Genomic DNA, 18119 nt, shown 5'->3' with positions numbered 1-18119 from the left:
GGAACCCGCCCGGCGTGGACGCGGCCCGTTGCTGGTGCGCATGTCGATCATCGCCGCCGAGCATCGCGTACCCGAAGGTTTTCTGCAACGGTCGCCCGCGCCGCCGACCGCAACCCACCGGCGTGCCGTGCCGTGACCGAACGTAGTCGCAACCCGCTCCGGCAGGGTTACCCCCGCGCCCCCTTTGCTCTGCAGCCATCGACGCAGCGGTGACCCACGGCTACCGCTGCGCATGAGGCTGCAGAGCAAAGGGCGCGGGGGGGTGTACCCGGCGGTGCGCGTCGGTCGACCGTTTCTCCTGGTCGAGGCGATCTGGATCGCTGGGCGTTCGAGGTGGCTCGGTGAGCGCCGGTCACGGTGTGTGACGCAACCTGAAGCGGCCTCGGGGCTACGCAAAGTGACAACCGTTGTCCGCGCGGCGGCCGCGCCGGAGATCGGCTCCTCCGGCGGCCGGTTTTGCCCGCCGCACTAGGTTGTCAGGGGTCACGAGGTGGGAGGCCGGGATGCGGGTACTGGTGGTCGAGGACGAGCGCAACCTCGCCGACGCGATCGCGCGCGGGCTGCGCAAGCGCGGGATGGCCGTCGACGTCGCCTACGACGGCAACGCCGGGCACGAGGCGGCGTTCGTCACCCGCTACGACGTGGTGATCCTGGACCGCGACCTGCCCGGCGTGCACGGCGACCGGATCTGCGCCGACCTGGCCGCCTCCGGCGCGCTGACCCGGGTGCTGATGCTGACCGCCAGCGGCACCGTCGCCGACCGGGTGGAGGGGCTGCAGCTCGGCGCCGACGACTACCTGGCCAAGCCGTTCGCGTTCGACGAGCTGGTGGCCCGGGTGCAGGCGCTGGGCCGTCGCGCCACCCCGGCCGCGCCGCCGGTGCTGGAGGTGGCCGACCTCGTGCTCGACCCGGCCCGCCGGGAGGTGAGCCGGGGCGGCGTGCCGCTGGACCTCACCAACAAGGAGTTCGGCGTGCTCGCCGAGCTGCTGAAGGCGCGCGGCGCTGTGGTGTCCAGCGAGGAACTGCTGGAGCGGGTCTGGGACGCCAACACCGACCCGTTTACCACGATCGTCCGTGTCACCGTGATGACACTGCGCAAGAAGCTCGGCGACCCGCCGCTCATCGACACGGTCGTGGGTGCGGGCTACCGGATCGGCGGGGTACGGCAGTGAGCGGGCGGAGTGAGCGCCGGGTACGGCCGACACTGCGGCTGCGGCTGACCCTGCTCAACGGCGTGCTGCTGGTCGGCGCCGGGGCGATCCTGGTGCTGCTGGCCTGGCTGCTGGTCCGCGACGCGCTGCGCCCCACCGACGAGTTGCTGCCCGGCACCACAGTGGTGCTCAGCGACGGGCGCACCCTCGACGCCGGGCAGTGGCAGCGCCAACTGGTCGACGCCGCGTCACAGGAACTGCTGGTCAAGGGGCTGCTCGCGCTGGCGGCGATCAGCGTGGTCGGGGTGGCCGGGGCGTACCTGGTGGCCGGGCGGGCGCTGCGCCCCCTGCACCAGGTCACCGCCACCGCCCGTCGGCTCGGCGAGGCCACGCTCGACGAGCGGATCGGCTGGTCCGGTGCCGACGACGAGGTGGCCGAACTGGCCGAGACGTTCGACGCGATGCTGGACCGGATCAGCGGCGCGTTCGAGGCGCAGAAACGGTTCGTCGCGAACGCCTCGCACGAGCTGCGGACCCCGCTGGCCGTGATGCGTACCGAAATCGACGTGACGCTCAGCGACGACGACGCCGACCTCGCCGAGTACCGCCGCATGGCCGGCGTGGTGCGCGACGCCTCCGAGCGCGCCAACGGCCTGGTCGACGCGCTGCTGGTGCTGGCGCGCAGCGAGGCGCAGACCGGCCGGCGGCTGGCCCGGCGCGCCGAGTCGGACCTCGCCATCGGTACGGCGAACGCGCTGTCAGCCGTCTCCCGCGAGGTGGAGCGCATCGGCCTGAAGGTGCACACGTCGCTGCGGCCGGCGCCGGTGGTCGGCGACCCCGGCCTGCTCGACCGGCTCGCCGGCAACCTGGTGGAGAACGCGGTGCGCTACAACCACCTGCACGGCCGGATCTGGATCCGCACCGGCACCGACGGGGAACGGTCCTGGCTGGTGGTGGGGAACACCGGCTTCGAGGTCGCCCCGGCCGACGTACCCGGGCTGTTCGAGCCGTTCCGGCGCGGCGGCCAGGAACGCACCGGCGCGCGCGGCTCCGGTCTCGGCCTGTCGATCGTGCGGGCCGTCAGCGACGCGCACGGGGGCACGGTGAAGGCGGTCGCCCAGCCCGGCGGCGGCCTGGAGGTGACAGTCACGCTTCCGTCGGCCGACCCGGCGGCCACCTGACACGCCGACCCGGCCCGTCCGGCCGGTGAGGCGCCCTCATCTTTTCGTGCGGACGGCCTCGGCTGTCCTGGCCGGACCCGACGGTGGTCGGTCCCGGCGGCACGGTGGTCGGGCAGAATGCGCCGCTCACGCTGGACGCGGAGCCGGGGATCAACCGAGAGTAAGCGCAGCGACGCCTCACCCTGCTCACCCACCGGAGCTGCCCGTGACCCACCACTCGGCCCCGCGCCGCCGCCGTCTTCTCGCGGTCCTCACCGCCGGCGCCCTCACCGTCGCCGGACTCTCTCCGGCCACGCCCGCGGCCGCCGCCGCGCCCGGCCACGACAAAGTGGTCCACACCGTTCCCTCCGCCGCCTCACCCGACGTGCAGGACGGCTCGGTCGACGCGATCCACGACGCCGGCACGAAGATCATCGCGGGCGGCTCCTTCACCCGGGTGCAGAACCGCAACTCCGACGTCGACATCCCCCGGAACTACCTGCTCGCCTTCGACAAGGCCACCGGACAGGTGGACACGGCGTTCGCACCCACGCTCGACAACGAGGTGACAGCGGTCGTCGCCGGCCCCACGGCGGGCACGGTCTTCGTGGCCGGCAAGTTCAACACCGTCAACGGCGTGACCCGGCGCAAGGTCGCCCTGCTCGACGTCGCCACCGGGGCGGTCGTCACCAGCTTCGCGCCGCCGGCGTTCAACGGGCTGGTCAAGGACATCGCGCTGGTCGGCAACCGGCTGCTGGTCGGCGGCATCTTCACCACGGCCGGCAACCCCAACCCGCGCGGCGGGCTCGCCTCGCTCAACGCCACCACCGGCGCGGTCGACAGCTACCTCACCACGACGCTGACCGAGAACCACAACTGGGACGGCGTCAGCGGCGCCAAGGCCGGCGTGGGCGCGGAGAAGCTGGCCGTCTCGCCGGACGGCACGCAGCTCGTCGTCATCGGCAACTTCAAGAACGCCGACGGGGTCCTGCACGACCAGATCGTCAAGATCGACCTCGGTGCCACCGCCGCCACCGTCGCGGACTGGAACACGGCCCGCTACACGCCGCGTTGCAAGTGGCAGTCGTTCGACTCGTACGTCCGGGACGTCGCGTTCTCCCCGGACAACAGCTACTTCGTGGTGGTCACCACCGGCGCCCCCTACAGCGGCACGCTCTGCGACACCGCGGCCCGCTGGGAGGCCGGCGCGACCGGTGCCAACCTCCAGCCGACGTGGGTCGACTACAGCGGCGGCGACACGTTCCTGTCCGTCGGCATCAGCGAGCAGGCGGTGTACGTCGGCGGTCACCTCCGCTGGCTCAACAACACCACGGGCACCGACAACGCCCGGGCCGGCGCGGTCGGCCGGGCCAGCATCGCCGCGCTCGACCCGGTCAACGGCCTGCCGCTGTCCTGGAACCCGGGCCGGCACCCGCGCGGCATCGGCGCGTCCGAGATGCTCGTCACCGAGTCCGGGCTCTGGATCGGCGGCGACACGCTCTGGATCGGCAACTTCCAGTACCGCCGGGAGCGGATCGCGTTCTTCCCGCTGGCCGGCGGCAAGGCGCCGCACCCGACCACCACCGCGACACTGCCCGGCAACGTCTACCAGGCCGGCCTGCCACAGCCGACGAACGTGCTGTACCGGGTGAACGCGGGCGGCTCGGCCGTCGCCTCCACCGACGGCGGGCCGGACTGGTCGGCCGACACCAACTCCAGCCCCAGCCCGTACCGCAACTCCGGCAGCAGCGCCTCCAGCTACACGACGCCCGCGAGCCTGGACTCGACGGTGCCGGCCGGCACCCCGGCCCAGCTCTACAACGACGAGCGGTACGACCCGTCCGGCGGCGCGGAGATGGCGTGGCAGTTCCCGGTGCCCACCGGCACCGAGGTGCACGTGCGGCTCTACATGGCCAACCGGTACGCGGGCACCTCCACGGCCGGCACCCGGATCTTCGACGTGGCGCTGGAAGGCGGAGTCGTCCTCGACGACCTCGACCTGTCCGCCGCCGCCGGGCACAACGTGGGCACCATGCGGGAGTTCACGGTGGTCAGCGACGGCTCGATCGACATCGAGTTCCGTCACGTGCGGGAGAACCCGCTCGTCAACGCCGTCGAGATCGTCAAGACCGGGCCCCCGCCCACCGGCAGCGCCACGCCGGTGCAGGTGCGCTCGTACGACGGGCAGAGCGCCGTCGGCGCGCCGGACCCGGTGGCGGACCCGGACGGGACCGTCTGGACGGGTGCGCGTGGCGCCTTCTGGGTCGGCGGGACGGTGTTCTACGGCGCCGACGGCGCGCTGTACCGGCGCACGTTCGACGGGACCACGTTCGGCACGCCGGAACTGGTGGACCCGTACCACGACCCGTACTGGGACAACGTGATCACCAACTCCGGACCGACCGGGCAGACGTACGTCGGCGCGACCACCGGCTTCTACGCCGAGATCCCGAACGTGACCGGCATGCTCTACCGGGACGGGCGGCTCTACTACTCGCTGTCCGGGCAGAACGGCCTGTTCTGGCGCTGGTTCACGCCGGACAGCGGCGTGGTCGGCGCCGACCGGTTCACCGTGGCCGGGGCGAGCGGGTTCGCCGACGCGGGTGCGATCTTCGTCGCCGGCACCACGCTCTACAAGGTGAACCGCAACACCGGTGACCTGTCCGCCACCGACTGGACGAACGCCGTTCCGTCGGCGTCGTTCACGGTGCGCAGCGGCCCGGGGGTCGACGGCGTCGACTGGCGCGCGAAGGCGGTGTTCGTCGGCCCGTAAGGAAGGGCACCTTCTTAACGCCTCCGGTAGAGGAAGGGCCCCTTGTTAACACCTCGCTGTTAACAAGGGGCCCTTCCTTGCGCGGGTGGGGTTGTGTGCGCCGTGGGGCGGTGGAATGATCAACCGGGTCAGCTCGAGTGTGGAAGGGGGTGTGGTCGATGTCCGTCGTGAACAGTCCCGCGCCCCGCGTTCCCCGCTGACGTTCCCACTGTGCCGGGGCGCGTTCCCCACAGGAGGAAGCACCGTGAGTGCACAGATCCACTGCGTGACCGTCGAGTCCGACGACCCGTACGTCCTGGCCGGCTGGTGGGCCCGCGTGCTCGACCGCCGGCTCGCCGACGACGACCACCCGGGCGACCCGGAGGCGGTCCTCGTCGCACCCGACGGGGACGGCCCCGACCTGCTGTTCGTCCAGGTGGGCGAGCGGCACGGCAAGGGTGCCTTCCACATCGACCTGCACCCGGCCGAGGGCACCCGGGACGAGGAGGTGGCGCGGCTGCGCGACCTCGGCGCCACGGTGGTGGCCGACCGGCGCCGGCCGGACGGGACCGGCTGGGTGGTGCTGGCCGACCCGGAGGGCAACGAGTTCTGCGTCTGCCGGAGCCACGCGGAACGAGCCGCGTCCGCCTGATCCGGAAACGACACCGGGCCCCCGCCGTGACGGCGGGGGCCCGGTGCGTGACAGGTGTCAGTCCTGCTTCTCGATCTCGCCGCGCATGGTCACGAACTCCGACTGGAGCTCGGCCGCGGACTTGAAGTAGACCACCACCATGCCGAGGCTGCCCCGGTCGACCCAGATGCACACCGCCACCGGCACGTCCGACGCCTTGCCGTCGGAGCACTTGGCGTCGCCGCCCAGCGGGCCCGCGTCGACCGTCTTGAAGTCCTTGGTGGCCAGGTCCGGGGTGACCGCCGCGGTGGCGTCGGCCAGCTCCTTCTTCGGGTCGGCGATGACGCCGGACACCGCGGCGATCATGACCAGGTCCTTCTTGGCCGGGTCGCCGTAGAAGGCGCCGACGGTGCTGGTCGCGTCCGGCACGTCCTTGCTGAGCTGGGCCTTCATCTCCGCCGCGGCGGACTGCAGCTGCGGGTCGGTGACCTTCGCCCGACCGCCGAGCGTCTGCGGCTCGACCACGCGGGTCTTGGTGGCGGTCACCACCTCGTCGACGGTGTCCTTCGTGGCGAAGTAGGCGGCGACACCGCCGCCGACGCAGAGCACCAGGACCACGGCGAGGACGATCAGCAGGACCTTGCCGGCGCCGGACTTCTTCTTCGGCGGGACCGGCGCACCGAGCTGGCTGCCGTACTGCTGCTGCGGCGGGTAGTCGCCGCCGTACTGCTGCTGAGGAGCCTGCGGGTAGTCACCGCCGTACTGCGGCTGCTGCGGCGGCTGGTAGCCACCGGGCTGTTGCTGGGGGGAGGGGTAGTTGCCGGGGTAGGGACTGGACGGCGGCTGGGACATGTAGGCAGCTCCTGTGAGAAAACTGGACGCGTGATCGTAGCCAGGACCACCGACAACCCGCTGTCCGCACAAGGGCGGGGACACCAAACCGCGACCTACCCGTGACCTGGGCCGCGAACGCCGATCGCGGTGGCCGCACCGTCCGGAACGGACAGCCCGACCACCGCGATCGATGCGGTGCGGTCGCCTCAGCGCAGGCTTGCCACGCCGCGCGGCAGGAACCGCTTTCCGGTCACCCGCTCGGAGGTGCCGGTCCGGTCCAGGTACGGCGTGACGCCGCCCAGGTGGAACGGCCAGCCGGCACCGAGGATCATGCACAGGTCGATGTCCTGCGCCTCGGCGACGACGCCCTCGTCGAGCATGAGCCGGATCTCCTGCGCCAGCGCGTCCAGCGCGTTCTGCCGGACCTGCTCGGCGGTGAGCGGCTCGTCGCCGACCACCAGCAGCTTCGCCACCTCGTCGTTGATCTGGTCGTCGACCACGATCGGCTGGCCCGAGTCGGCGATCCGCTTGAGGTTCTCGCTGACGCCGAACCGGTCCGGGAACGCCTCGTGCAGGGTGCCGCCGACGTGGTACGCCACGGCCGGCCCGACGAGCTGCAGCAGCGCCAGCGGGCGCATCGGCAGGCCCAGCGGGTCCAGCGCGCTGTTCGCCACGTCCAGCGGGGTGCCCTGGTCGACGGCCGCGAACACGGTGCCGAGGAAGCGGGTCAGCAGTCGGTTCACCACGAACGCGGGGGCGTCCTTCACCAGCACCGACGACTTCTTGAGCTGCTTGCCGACCGCGAACGCGGTGGCCAGCGTGACGTCGTCGGTCCGCTCGCCGCGGACGATCTCCAGCAGCGGCAGCACCGCGACCGGGTTGAAGAAGTGGAAGCCGACCACCCGCTCCGGGTGCTCCAGCTCGGCGGCCATCGCGGTGATGGACAGCGAGCTGGTGTTGGTGGCGAGCACCGCCTCCGGCTTGACGATCTTCTCCAGCTCGGCCCAGACCTGCTTCTTGACGCCCAGGTCCTCGAACACGGCCTCGATGACGAAGTCGGCGTCGGCGAAGACGGACTTGTCGACCGAGCCGCTGACCAGGCCGTACAGCTTGGCCGCGGTGCCCTTGTCCATCCGGCCCTTGCTGACGGCCTTCTCGATCTGGGTGTGCACGTAGCCGACACCCTTGTCCACCCGGGACTGATCCAGGTCGGTCATCACGACCGGCACCTGCAGCCGCCGGGCGAACAGCAGCGCGAGCTGGCTGGCCATCAGACCGGCACCGACGATGCCGACCTTGGTGACCGGGCGGGCCAGGCCCTTGTCCGGCGCGCCGGCCGGGCGCTTGGCCCGCCGCTGCACCAGGTCGAAGGCGTACAGGCCGCTGCGCAGCTCCTCGGAGAAGACCAGGTCCGCCAGGGCCTCGTCCTCCGCCGCGGTGCCGGTGGCGAAGTCGGCGTCCTTCGCCGTCTCCAGCAGGTCCAGCGCCTTGTACGCGGACGGGACCGCGCCGTGCAGCCGCTGGTCCAGGGTCTGCCGGGCGAAGTAGAGCACGCCCGCCCACATGTCCTTGTCGACCTCGGGACGGGTGACGGCGACCTCGCCCCGGACCACGCCGGCGGCCCACTCCAGCGACCGCTCCACGAAGTCGGCCGGCTCCAGCAGCACGTCCGCGATGCCCATCTCGGCAGCCTGCTTCGGCTTGAGCATCTTGTTCTGCATCAGCGGGTTCTGGATGATCACCTGCGTCGCGGCCGGGATGCCGATCAGGTTCGGCAGCAGCTGCGTACCGCCCCAGCCGGGGATCAGGCCGAGCGAGACCTCGGGCAGCGCGAGGGCCGCCGCGCCCGCCGACAGGGTCCGGTAGTGGCAGTGCAGCGCCAGCTCCAGGCCGCCACCCATCGCCGCGCCGTTGACGAACGCGAAGGTGGGGACGTCGCTGTCCTTGAGCCGGGCGAAGACCCGGTGGCCCAGCCGCCCGATCTCCAGCGCCTGCTCGCGGTTCTCCAGCGCGGGCAGGCCGACGATGTCGGCGCCCACGCAGAAGATGTACGGCTTGCCGGTGACCGCGATGAACGCCGGCTCCGCCGCCAGCGCGGCGGTGATCGCCTCGTCCAGGCTGGTCAGGCCGGCCGGGCCGAAGGTGTTCGGCTTGGTGTGGTCGAAGCCGTTGTCCAGGGTGATGAGGGCGGCGGGCCGGTCCAGCCCGGGTACGGACACCTGGCGCAGCAGCGCCTTGGTGACGACCTCGTTCGGTGCGGCGAGCGCGCTCACTTGTTGCCCTCCCAGTGCGGGTTCTCCCAGATCACGGTGCCGCCCATGCCGATGCCGATGCACATGGCGGTGAGGCCGTAGCGGACCTCGGGGTGCTCGGCGAACTGGCGGGCGAGCTGGGTCATCAGCCGGACGCCGGAGGACGCGAGCGGGTGACCGATGGCGATCGCGCCGCCCCACGGGTTGACCCGCGGGTCGTCGTCGGCGATGCCGAAGTGGTCGAGGAAGGCGAGCACCTGCACCGCGAACGCCTCGTTCAGCTCGAACAGGCCGATGTCGTCGATGCTCAGGCCGGCGATGCGCAGCGCCTTCTCGGTCGACGGGATCGGGCCGACGCCCATCACCTCGGGCTCGACGCCGACGAAACCGAACGACACCAGGCGCATGCCGACCGGCAGGCCCAGCTCGCGGGCGGTCTCCTCGGCCACCAGCAGCGCGGCGGTGGCGCCGTCGTTCAGGCCGGCCGCGTTACCGGCGGTGACCTTGCCGTGCGGCCGGAACGGGGTCTTCAGGCTCGCCAGCTTCTCCATCGAGGTGTCGCGGGGCGCCTCGTCCACGGTGGCCAGACCCCAGCCCGTCTCCGGGTCGCGGGTCGCCACCGGCACCAGGTCGCCCTGGAGCTTGCCGTTGGCGTACGCCTTGGCGGTCTTCTGCTGCGACGCCAGCGCGAACGCGTCGGTGCGCTCCTTGGTGATGTGCGGGACGCGGTCGTGCAGGTTCTCCGCGGTGGAGCCCATCACCAGGGCGGACGGGTCGACGAGCTTCTCCGCGACGATGCGCGGGTTGGGGTCGACGCCCTCGCCCATCGGGTGGCGGCCCATGTGCTCGACGCCGCCGGCGATGGCGACGTCGTACGCGCCCATGGCGATGCCGCTGGCCACTGTGGTGACGGCGGTCATCGCGCCGGCGCACATCCGGTCGATGGCGAAGCCGGGCACGGTCTTGGGCAGGCCGGCCAGCAGGGCGGCGGTGCGGCCGATGGTCAGGCCCTGGTCACCGATCTGGGTGGTGGCGGCGATGGCCACCTCCTCCACCTTCTCCGGCGGCAGTTGCGGGTTGCGGCGCATCAGCTCGCGGATGCAGCGGATCACCAGATCGTCGGCGCGGGTGTTGGCGTACATCCCACCCGCCTTGCCGAACGGGGTACGGACGCCGTCGACGAAGACGACATCCCGGACTTCACGGGGCACTTGGAGCCTCCCTCGGCACGGGCATTTCCCCCGGATGCTACTCGTCAGTAACCAGACGTGGCACCACCCCCCGCGTGGCCCACCTCACACCCCGCCCGCGGCCGTCACTGCTGCGGGGTGCGCAACGCCTCCGTCAGAGCGGGCAGGAGCAGCCCGATCTGCCACTCCCGGGCCCCGAACCCGCGCAGCGTCTCCGCCACCGTGTCGTCGGTGATCTCCGCGGGCGGCTGCCACGCCAGCCGGCGGATCGAGTCCGGTGCGATCAGGTTCTCCGCCGGCAGCCGGTGCGCCCCGGCGGCGCCGACCACCACCTCCCGGGCACGGGCCAGCCGGCCGGCCGCCACCGGGTCGCGTTCGGCCCAGCGGTGCGGCGGAGGCGGCCCCTCCACGGCCGGGCTCACCGGCAACGCGTCGTCCGGCAACTGGCGCGCGTCGTCGAGCGCCGCCAGCCAGGTACGCGCCAGCCGGCGCACCGACCGCCCTCCGAACCCGGGGAGCGTCAGCAGTGTCTTCTCGTCCTTCGGGTCCAGCTCGGCGGCGGCCACGATGGCCGAGTCGGGCAGCACCCGCCCCGGCGCGGCGTCCCGGCGGGAGGCGATCTGGTCCCGCGCGTACCAGAGGGATCGCACCCGGGCCTGGGCGCGCGCGCCGCGTACCCGATGGATGCCGGACGTGCGCCGCCACGGCTCCGCGCGCACGCGCGGCGGACGGGCGCCGTTGCGCACCAGCGCGTCGAACTCCTCCGCCGCCCAGCCGGACTTGCCCTGCCGCTGCAACTCCTCGTCCAGCGCGTCGCGCAGATCCACGAGCAGTTCGACGTCCAGCGCCGCGTACGTCAGCCAGGACTCCGGCAGCGGCCGGCTCGACCAGTCGGCGGCCGAGTGGTGCTTCTCCAGGCTGAAGCCGAGCAGCTGTTCGGTCAGCGCGGCCAGGCCGACCCGCTCGAATCCGGCCAGCCGGGCGGCCAGTTCGGTGTCGAACAACCGGCGCGGGCGCAGCCCCACCTCGGCCAGGCAGGCGAGATCCTGGCTGGCCGCGTGCAGCACCCACTCGGTCTCGGCGATCGCCGTGTCCAGGGCGGACAGGTCGGGCAGTGGCAGCGGGTCGATGAGCGCGGTGCCGGCGCCGCCGCGGCGCAGCTGCACCAGATAGGCGCGCTGGCTGTAGCGGTAGCCGGAGGCGCGTTCGGCGTCCAGGGCAACCGGGCCGGTGCCGGCCGCGAAGCGGGCCACGACCTCGTCCAGCTCGGCAGGTGTGGCCACCGGAGCGGGCGTGCCCTCGCGCGGCGCGGTCAGGGGGACGGCCGCGCCCGGATCGGTCTCGGGCCCCGCGTCCGCCGGCTCCGGCAGGGCCGACGTCGGACGGGCGGACGCCTCTCCGGTACGGCTTTCGGCGGCCCGACGGCGCAGGGGTGGTTCGTCGGTCACCTGACAACCCTAGTAGGCCGGACGATCCGGTGTGCGCAGCCGGTCGGGCGCGTGTCGGCGAGACGGCCGCCGGGTGACCGGAAAGGTGCGGGTTGCGGGGCCGTGAGAGGGTCGGACAAGGGGGAAGACAAAGCCCGATCCCGCCGGTACGGTCCATCGAGCCGCGAACGGCGTACGGATGCCACAGCGGCCGGGGGGCGTCGGTGAAGCCGACGGGGAGGACGGACGAACATGACAGGCGGGTACGGAACCGGCGACGACGCGCCGGGTCAGGGCGGCGGCGACACGGCAGCCGACCGGCCGGGGCCGCTGCCGCCGCGCTTCGCCCCGCCCGGCGCTCCGGCACCGGCGCCCGGATCGTTCGGCGGTGGAGCCGAGTGGGGCGGCGCGCCCGGCTGCCCGGCGCCGCCGGGACGCGCCGGCCAGCCGTCCGCGGGATACCCGGACCCGTCGGGCCCGCCGCAGTCCACGCCCTATGCCGCCGCGTCCGGCGTCGCGACCCCGGCCCGGCCGGGCGGGTCGTCCTACGGCCCCCAGCCCGGGCAGTCGTCCTACGGCACCGGAACGGCCCAGCCGTCGTCCTACGGGTCCGTACCGCCGCAGACCTCCCGGGCGTCCGCTCCGGCGTACCCGGGTCAGCCGGCCGCGTCGCCGTCGTATCCGGGCGGGCCGGGCTCGTCGTCCTACCCGGACCCCCGGCCCGCCGCGCCGTCCTACCCGGGCCAGCCCGTGTCCGCGCCCGCCTCGGCGTACCCGGGTCAGCAGGCCCTCGCCGGCGGCCCGGCCGGCTTCGGCACGCCGCCCGCCGGCCCGCCGGCCCGGCGCAGCCGCCTGGCGGTGGTGGCGCTGGCCCTGGCCGCGGTGCTGGCGCTGGTCACCGGCGTGCAGGCGTACCAGATCTACCGGCTCGACGACCGGCTCGCCGCCGCCGACAAGCGGATGGCCGAGGGGCAGGGCGCGGACGCCAGCCGGCTCGACGGCCTGGAGCAGCGCGCCGGCAGCCTGGAGAAGCAGGCCGACGCGGCCTTCAACCCGGAGGCGGTGGCCGGCGCGGTGCTGCCGAGCGTGTTCCGGGTGCGGGCCGGGCAGTTCACCGGTACGGCGTTCGCCGTCGGCAAGGCCCCCTCCGGCGGCGGCACCACGCTGCTGACGAACTTCCACGTGGTCGAGTCGGTCTTCACCGCCGGTGAGCGCAAGGTGTTCCTGGAGCGCAAGGACCAGCGGTTCGAGGCGACGATCATCGCCACCGACAAGGACAAGGACCTGGCGCAGCTGCGGACCACGGCCAAGTTCACCGGTCTGGTCGCGGCCCGCGCCCCGGTGCGGTCCGGCCAGCAGATCATCGTGGTCGGCGCGCCGCTCGGGTTGCAGGACAGCGTCACCACGGGCGTGGTCAGCGCGTTCCGCGAGGACGAGAGCGGCGGTGGCCCGGTGATCCAGTTCGACGCGCCGATCAACCCGGGCAACTCCGGCGGCCCGGTCATCAACGGCTCGAAGGAGGTCGTCGGCATCGCCACGGCCAAGGCCCGCAACGCCGAGGGCATCGGGCTCGCGGTGCCGATCAAGACCGCCTGCGACCGGTTCCGCCTCTGCTGACCGGCCGCCCACACCGGTGTGGGTGACCGCACCGCATCGACCCCGGCCCATCGGGCCACCCCGCGGGGGACCAGCACATCTGGAGGAACGACATGTCCTACCCACCGGCCGGGGGCGACAACCCGCCCCCGGCGCCGGGGGGCACGGTCTACGGCAACGTGTACGGCAGCCGGCCCGCGCCCCAGCAGTACGACCCGAACCAGCCCGCGCCGACCCTGCACCAGCCCGCCGCGCCCGACGGCGCCCCCGGGTACGCCGGATATCCGCCCGCCGCGCCGGGACAGCCGGGCTACGCGCCGGGCGCCGCCCCGGTGCCTCCGCCGGCACAGCCGATGTCGGCGCCGCCGGTGTCCGTCCCGCCGGTCTCCGGCCCTGGTTACGCGCAGCCGATGTCGGTCCCGCCAGCGTCCGCTCCACCGGTGTCCGGCCCCGGCTTCGGGCCGCCGCCGATGTCCGGGCCGCCCGGCCCGTACGGTCCGCCCGGTGCCGCCCCGGCCGCCGGCGGCAGCCGGAAGGTCGCTGTGCTGGTGCTCGGCCTCGTCGCCGCGTTGCTGCTCGTCTTCGGCGGCGTGATGACCTTCCTGTACGTCTCCACGAACGGCGAGCTGGACAAGTCCCGGCAGCTGGTCAGCCAGCGCGACGGCACCATCTCGGCGAACCAGCAGGAGATGGAGAAGCTCAAGGGTGAGCTGAAGACCGTCCAGGATCGGCTGTCGGACACCCAGCAGGACCTGACCGGCACCAAGAACGACCGGGACGAGCAGGCCCGGCAGAAGAAGGTCATCGCGAGCTGCCTGGACAAGCTGACCACCGCCATCGCGGCGGCGTCGCGCGGCGACCGGGCGGCCTTCGAGGCGGCGAACAAGGGCCTGGACAAGGTCTGCGACGAGGCCGAGAACTACCTCTGATCCGGCGTCCGCCGTGAGGCCGTCCCGCACGCGCGGGGCGGCCTTCGCGCGTCAACCCCGGGGGTACGCCGGCGGCGAACCGCGCCCGGCCCGCCGCAACGGTCGTCGCGCGTGAGGCGACCCGTGTGCCGGTACGCGGCCCTCGCGAGCCGACGGGCGGCGGTCAGGCGGCGCCGGCGGAGCGGCGGGGCAGCGCGGTGACGCCGGGCGGCGGCAGGCCGGCCGTGGAGGCCAGCAGCGTGCACCAGCCGAGCAGGTGCGGGCCCAGGTCGGCGCGCAGCGGTGTCCAGGAGGCGCGGATCTCGATGTCACCGGCGGCGGGCGGGCCGGCCAGCTCGCCGAAGCGGGTGGACAGCGTCTGGGTGACGGTGCCGCCGATCGCCCGGTGCCCGGCGCCCTGCGCGTCCAGCGCGTCGGTCAGCCAGGTCCAGCCGACGCCGGGCAGCAGCGGATCGCTGGCCAGGTCGACCTCCAGTTCGGCGGTGACGTACGTGACCAGGCGCAGCGTGCCCTGCCACGCCTCGTGCCCGGCCGGGTCGTGCAGCAGGATCAGCCGGCCGGTGGCCACCTCGTCGTCGTCGCGCATCACGGCGGCGGAGAGCGCGAACGCGTACGGGGCCAGCCGCTGCGGCGCGCCGACCTCCTCGAGGACGATCTCCGGGCGGGGTGTCACCGATCGCAGCCCCGCGACCGCGCGAGCGAACGTTTCCGGGAGCGCGATCGGGGGGGCCATGCGGGCAGCCTATGCCGCGCCCGCCGCGCGGTGCGTGACGGCGCGCCGGTTGATCGACGGTTAAGAAGGGGCCCTTCCTCTACCGGAGGCGTTAAGCGGGGGCCCTTCCTTCTACGTCACAAATGCGGACGGTGAGCGCGGGCGCGTGCCGGGGGCGTGGCACGATTGCCGCGATGACCACCGACACCACGGGCACTGCCGCCCGAGACGGAGAACCCCGCCGCGGCGGGCCGGCCGACTCGCCCTTCGTGCGCGCCTGCCGGCGCGAGCCGGGCCCGCACACCCCGGTCTGGTTCATGCGCCAGGCCGGCCGGTCGCTGCCGGAGTACCGCGAGATCCGGGCGAACGTGCCGATGCTGGAGTCCTGCCGCCGGCCCGACCTGGTCACCGAGATCACGCTCCAGCCGGTGCGCCGGCACGGCGTCGACGCGGCGATCCTGTTCAGCGACATCGTGGTGCCGGTCGCCGCGGCCGGCATCGACCTGGACATCGTGCCCGGCACCGGCCCGGTGGTGGCCGAGCCGATCCGTACCGCCGCCGACGTCGAGCGGATCACCCCGATCGGCCGCGACGAGGTGTCGTACGTGGACGAGGCGGTCCGCCGGCTCGTCGTCGAGCTGGGCGACACCCCGCTGATCGGCTTCGCCGGGGCGCCGTTCACGCTCGCCAGCTACCTGGTCGAGGGCGGGCCGTCGCGGACCCACGCCAAGACCAAGGCGCTGATGTACGGCGACCCGGACCTGTGGCACGCGCTGTGCGCCCGGCTGGCCGAGGTGACGCTGGCGTTCCTCCAGGTGCAGATCGACGCCGGCGTCTCCGCGGTGCAGCTGTTCGACTCGTGGGCCGGTGCGCTCTCCGAGGCCGACTACCGCCGTTTCGTGCTGCCGCACTCGACGTACGTGCTGGGCGGGCTCGCCGGCGCCGGCGTGCCGCGCATCCACTTCGGGGTGGGCACCGGTGAGCTGCTCGGCGCGATGGGCGAGGCCGGCGCCGACGTGGTGGGCGTGGACTGGCGTACGCCGCTGGACGTCGCCACCGGCCGGATCGGGCCGGACAAGGCGGTGCAGGGCAACCTCGACCCGACCGTGCTGCTCGCCCCCTGGCCGGTGGTGGAGACCGAGGTGCGGCGCATCGTCGAGCAGGGCCGGGCCGCTCCCGGCCACGTGTTCAACCTCGGTCACGGCGTCCTGCCGGAAACCGACCCCGAGGTGCTGACCCGGGTGGTCGCGCTGGTGCACGAGCTGACCACGCGACCGGAGCGCTAGGAGGAGACAGTGGTGCGACCGTGGCGGGTGGCAATCGTCGGTGGCGGGATCACCGGGCTGGCCGCCGCCGTCCGGTTGCGCGACCGGGCCCCCGAGGGCACCGAGGTCACCGTGTACGAGCAGTCCGGCCGCCTCGGCGGCAAGCTGTTCACCGGTGAGCTCGCCGGTGGGCCGGTCGAGTTCGGCGCGGAGTCGTTCCTGATGCGCGACCCGGCCGGTGGCGAGTCGGCAGCGGTCACGCTGGCCCGGCGCCTCGGCCTGGACGCGTCGATCGTGCACCCGACGGTCGGGCAGGCCGCCCTGCTCGTCGACGGCACGTTGCACCAGGTGCCGGGCGGCACGCTCGTCGGCGTACCCGGGGATCTGGACAAGGTGGCGGCGGTCGCGCCGCCGGCCGCGGACGCCGACCGCGACGCGGGCCACCCGCTGCTGGCCGACGGCGAGGACACGTCGGTCGGTGAGCTGGTCCGCAAGCGTCTCGGTGACGCGGTGGTGGACCGGCTGGTCGACCCGATGCTCGGCGGCGTGTACGCGGGGCGGGCCGACGACCTGTCGCTTGTGACCACGATGCCGGCGCTGGCCCGCGCGGCCCGGGCCGAGCACACGCTCGTCGGTGCGGTACGCGCCGCGCAGGCCGCCGCGCCGCGCGCGCCCGGCGCACCCGTCTTCGGCACCCTGGCCGGTGGGCTGAGCACGCTCGTCGAGGCGGCGGCGACGGCGAGCGGGGCGACGATCCGCCGGGGCGCGGCGGTACGCGAGCTGCGGCGCACCCCGTCCGGCTGGCGGCTCACCGTCGGGCCGACCCGCGACGCCGAGCACGTCGAGGCCGACGCGGTGCTGCTCGCGGTGCCGGCCCGCCCGGCCGCCCGGCTGCTCGCCGCCGCCGCGCCCGAGGCGGCCGACACGGTCGGCGCGCTCGACTACGCCAGCGTCGCCCTGATCACCCTCGCGCTGCCCGGCCCGGCCCTGCCGGAGCTGTCCGGCTTCCTGGTCCCGGCCGGCGAAGGGCTGACGATCAAGGCGTCCACGTTCTTCACCACGAAGTGGGGGCACCTGCGGCGGCCGGACGGGCTGGCGCTGGTGCGCGCCTCGGTGGGCCGGTACGGCGACGAGACGTCGCTGCAGCTCACCGACGACGACCTGGCCGACACGGTGCACCGGGAGCTGTCGGCGGTGCTCGGCGCGCCGCTGCCGGCCCCGGTGGCCCGGCACGTGCAGCGATGGGGTGGCGCGCTGCCGCAGTACACGCCCGGGCACACCGCCCGGGTGGCGGCGGTCCGGACGGCGCTGCGCGCCGCGTACCCGACGCTGGCGGTGGCCGGCGCCGGCTACGACGGCGTCGGCATTCCGGTCTGCGTCCGCTCCGGCGAGACGGCGGCCGAAGAGATCATCACGGCACTGGGAGGATCGGCAGCATGACCGAGCAGACCAACGCGGCGCGGCTGCGGGAGCTCAACGAGACCATCCGCTACACGATGTGGTCGGTGTACCGGGCCACCAGCCCGCTGCCGTCGCTGCGGGAGAACGTCGTCGACGAGGTCGAGTCGCTCTTCACCGAGCTGGCCGGCAAGGACGTCACGATCCGGGGCACGTACGACGTGGCCGGGCTGCGCGCCGACGCCGACCTGATGATCTGGTGGCATTCGTCGTCCAGCGACGCGCTGCAGGACGCGTACCTGCGGTTCCGTCGCACCACGCTGGGCCGGGCGCTCACCCCGGTCTGGTCGCAGATGGCGCTGCACCGCCCGGCCGAGTTCAACAAGAGCCACATCCCGGCGTTCCTGGCCGACGAGCAGCCGCGCGCCTACCTGTGCGTCTACCCGTTCGTGCGCTCGTACGAGTGGTACCTGCTGCCCGACGCCGAGCGGCGGGAGCTGCTGTCCGAGCACGGCAAGATGGCCCGGGGCTACCCGGACGTGCGGGCCAACACGGTCGCCTCGTTCGCGCTCGGCGACTACGAGTGGATGCTCGCCTTCGAGGCCGACGAGCTGCACCGGATCGTGGACCTGATGCGGGACCTGCGCGCCTCCGGCGCCCGCCGGCACGTACGGGAGGAGATCCCGTTCTACACCGGCCGCCGCCGCCCGGTGGCCGACATCGTCAACTGCCTGGTGTGAAAGGAAGGGCCCCTTCTTAACGCCTGCGGTAGAGGAAGGGGCCCCGCTTAACACCCCGACGGGTGTCGAGCAGGGCCCCGAC

General features: G+C 73.5%; 14 protein-coding genes. 9 read left to right on the top strand and 5 right to left on the bottom strand.

Annotated elements, in window-relative coordinates; genetic code table 11:
• The first annotated feature begins 503 nt into the window (after positions 1-503).
• From O7607_RS04520 to O7607_RS04505, 4 genes are all read left to right on the top strand, one after another.
• Positions 504-1172 carry a response regulator transcription factor gene (locus O7607_RS04520; RefSeq protein ID WP_269701192.1) on the top strand — a complete coding sequence of 223 codons (669 nt, stop codon included), beginning with the start codon at positions 504-506 and terminating at the stop codon, positions 1170-1172.
• Complete coding sequence (locus tag O7607_RS04515) at positions 1169-2332, top strand: sensor histidine kinase (protein WP_269701190.1); 1164 nt, start codon at positions 1169-1171, stop codon at positions 2330-2332. The genes O7607_RS04520 and O7607_RS04515 overlap by 4 nt, the downstream gene beginning before the upstream one ends.
• Positions 2333-2537: 205 nt before the next feature.
• A complete protein-coding gene (locus O7607_RS04510; protein WP_269701188.1) occupies positions 2538-5084 on the top strand; it encodes a malectin domain-containing carbohydrate-binding protein in 2547 nt (848 codons plus the stop codon).
• Between the two features lie 244 nt (positions 5085-5328).
• Positions 5329-5715, top strand: coding sequence for a VOC family protein (locus tag O7607_RS04505; protein ID WP_269701186.1), 387 nt, complete (start codon positions 5329-5331; stop codon positions 5713-5715).
• 57 nt (positions 5716-5772) lie between these two features.
• Here O7607_RS04505 and O7607_RS04500 read toward each other — a convergent pair whose 3' ends face one another.
• The 4 genes from O7607_RS04500 to O7607_RS04485 form a co-directional block, all read right to left on the bottom strand.
• Positions 5773-6546, bottom strand: coding sequence for a hypothetical protein (locus O7607_RS04500; protein ID WP_269701184.1), 774 nt, complete (start codon positions 6544-6546; stop codon positions 5773-5775).
• A 188-nt stretch (positions 6547-6734) separates the two neighbouring features.
• Positions 6735-8801, bottom strand: a complete 2067-nt coding sequence (locus tag O7607_RS04495; protein ID WP_269701182.1) for a 3-hydroxyacyl-CoA dehydrogenase NAD-binding domain-containing protein — start codon at positions 8799-8801, stop codon at positions 6735-6737.
• Positions 8798-9991 carry a thiolase family protein gene (locus O7607_RS04490; protein ID WP_269701180.1) on the bottom strand — a complete coding sequence of 398 codons (1194 nt, stop codon included), beginning with the start codon at positions 9989-9991 and terminating at the stop codon, positions 8798-8800. Before O7607_RS04490 ends, O7607_RS04495 begins: the two co-directional genes overlap by 4 nt.
• Before the next feature lie 104 nt (positions 9992-10095).
• Positions 10096-11418, bottom strand: a complete 1323-nt coding sequence (locus O7607_RS04485) for a ribonuclease D (protein ID WP_269701179.1) — start codon at positions 11416-11418, stop codon at positions 10096-10098.
• A 231-nt stretch (positions 11419-11649) separates the two neighbouring features.
• Between O7607_RS04485 and O7607_RS04480 the strand changes: the two genes are divergently transcribed.
• Together O7607_RS04480 and O7607_RS04475 are read left to right on the top strand one after the other, a co-directional pair.
• On the top strand, positions 11650-13014 hold the full coding sequence (locus O7607_RS04480) for a trypsin-like peptidase domain-containing protein (protein WP_269701177.1): 1365 nt from the start codon (positions 11650-11652) through the stop codon (positions 13012-13014).
• Positions 13015-13106: 92 nt separating this feature from the next.
• On the top strand, positions 13107-13922 hold the full coding sequence (locus O7607_RS04475) for a hypothetical protein (RefSeq protein ID WP_269701176.1): 816 nt from the start codon (positions 13107-13109) through the stop codon (positions 13920-13922).
• A gap of 163 nt (positions 13923-14085) precedes the next feature.
• On the opposite strand, the gene O7607_RS04470 is transcribed toward O7607_RS04475, so the two are convergent.
• Positions 14086-14655 (bottom strand): DUF3000 domain-containing protein, encoded by a 570-nt coding sequence (locus tag O7607_RS04470; RefSeq protein WP_210898398.1) that lies wholly within the window; start codon positions 14653-14655, stop codon positions 14086-14088.
• A gap of 173 nt (positions 14656-14828) precedes the next feature.
• Between O7607_RS04470 and hemE the strand changes: the two genes are divergently transcribed.
• The 3 genes from hemE to hemQ are packed head-to-tail and all read left to right on the top strand — an operon-like array spanning position 14829 to position 18037.
• Positions 14829-15920, top strand: coding sequence for a uroporphyrinogen decarboxylase (gene hemE / locus O7607_RS04465; protein WP_269701174.1), 1092 nt, complete (start codon positions 14829-14831; stop codon positions 15918-15920).
• 9 nt (positions 15921-15929) lie between these two features.
• Complete coding sequence (gene hemG, locus O7607_RS04460) at positions 15930-17339, top strand: protoporphyrinogen oxidase (RefSeq protein WP_269701173.1); 1410 nt, start codon at positions 15930-15932, stop codon at positions 17337-17339.
• Positions 17336-18037, top strand: coding sequence for a hydrogen peroxide-dependent heme synthase (gene hemQ, locus O7607_RS04455; protein ID WP_120570998.1), 702 nt, complete (start codon positions 17336-17338; stop codon positions 18035-18037). Before hemG ends, hemQ begins: the two co-directional genes overlap by 4 nt.
• Positions 18038-18119 lie beyond the last annotated feature (82 nt).

The organism is Micromonospora sp. WMMA1949 (assembly GCF_027460145.1).
Classification (GTDB): Bacteria; Actinomycetota; Actinomycetes; order Mycobacteriales; family Micromonosporaceae; genus Micromonospora.
This window is presented reverse-complemented; position numbering and strand designations above follow the sequence as displayed.

Coding starts and splice junctions, on each gene's coding strand:
- O7607_RS04520 (WP_269701192.1), top strand. CDS start 504: ATGCGGGTACTGGTGGTCGAGGACGAGCGCAACCTCGCCGACGCGATC.
- O7607_RS04500 (WP_269701184.1), bottom strand. CDS start 6,546: ATGTCCCAGCCGCCGTCCAGTCCCTACCCCGGCAACTACCCCTCCCCC.
- O7607_RS04480 (WP_269701177.1), top strand. CDS start 11,650: ATGACAGGCGGGTACGGAACCGGCGACGACGCGCCGGGTCAGGGCGGC.
- O7607_RS04475 (WP_269701176.1), top strand. CDS start 13,107: ATGTCCTACCCACCGGCCGGGGGCGACAACCCGCCCCCGGCGCCGGGG.
- O7607_RS04470 (WP_210898398.1), bottom strand. CDS start 14,655: ATGGCCCCCCCGATCGCGCTCCCGGAAACGTTCGCTCGCGCGGTCGCG.
- hemE (WP_269701174.1), top strand. CDS start 14,829: ATGACCACCGACACCACGGGCACTGCCGCCCGAGACGGAGAACCCCGC.
- hemQ (WP_120570998.1), top strand. CDS start 17,336: ATGACCGAGCAGACCAACGCGGCGCGGCTGCGGGAGCTCAACGAGACC.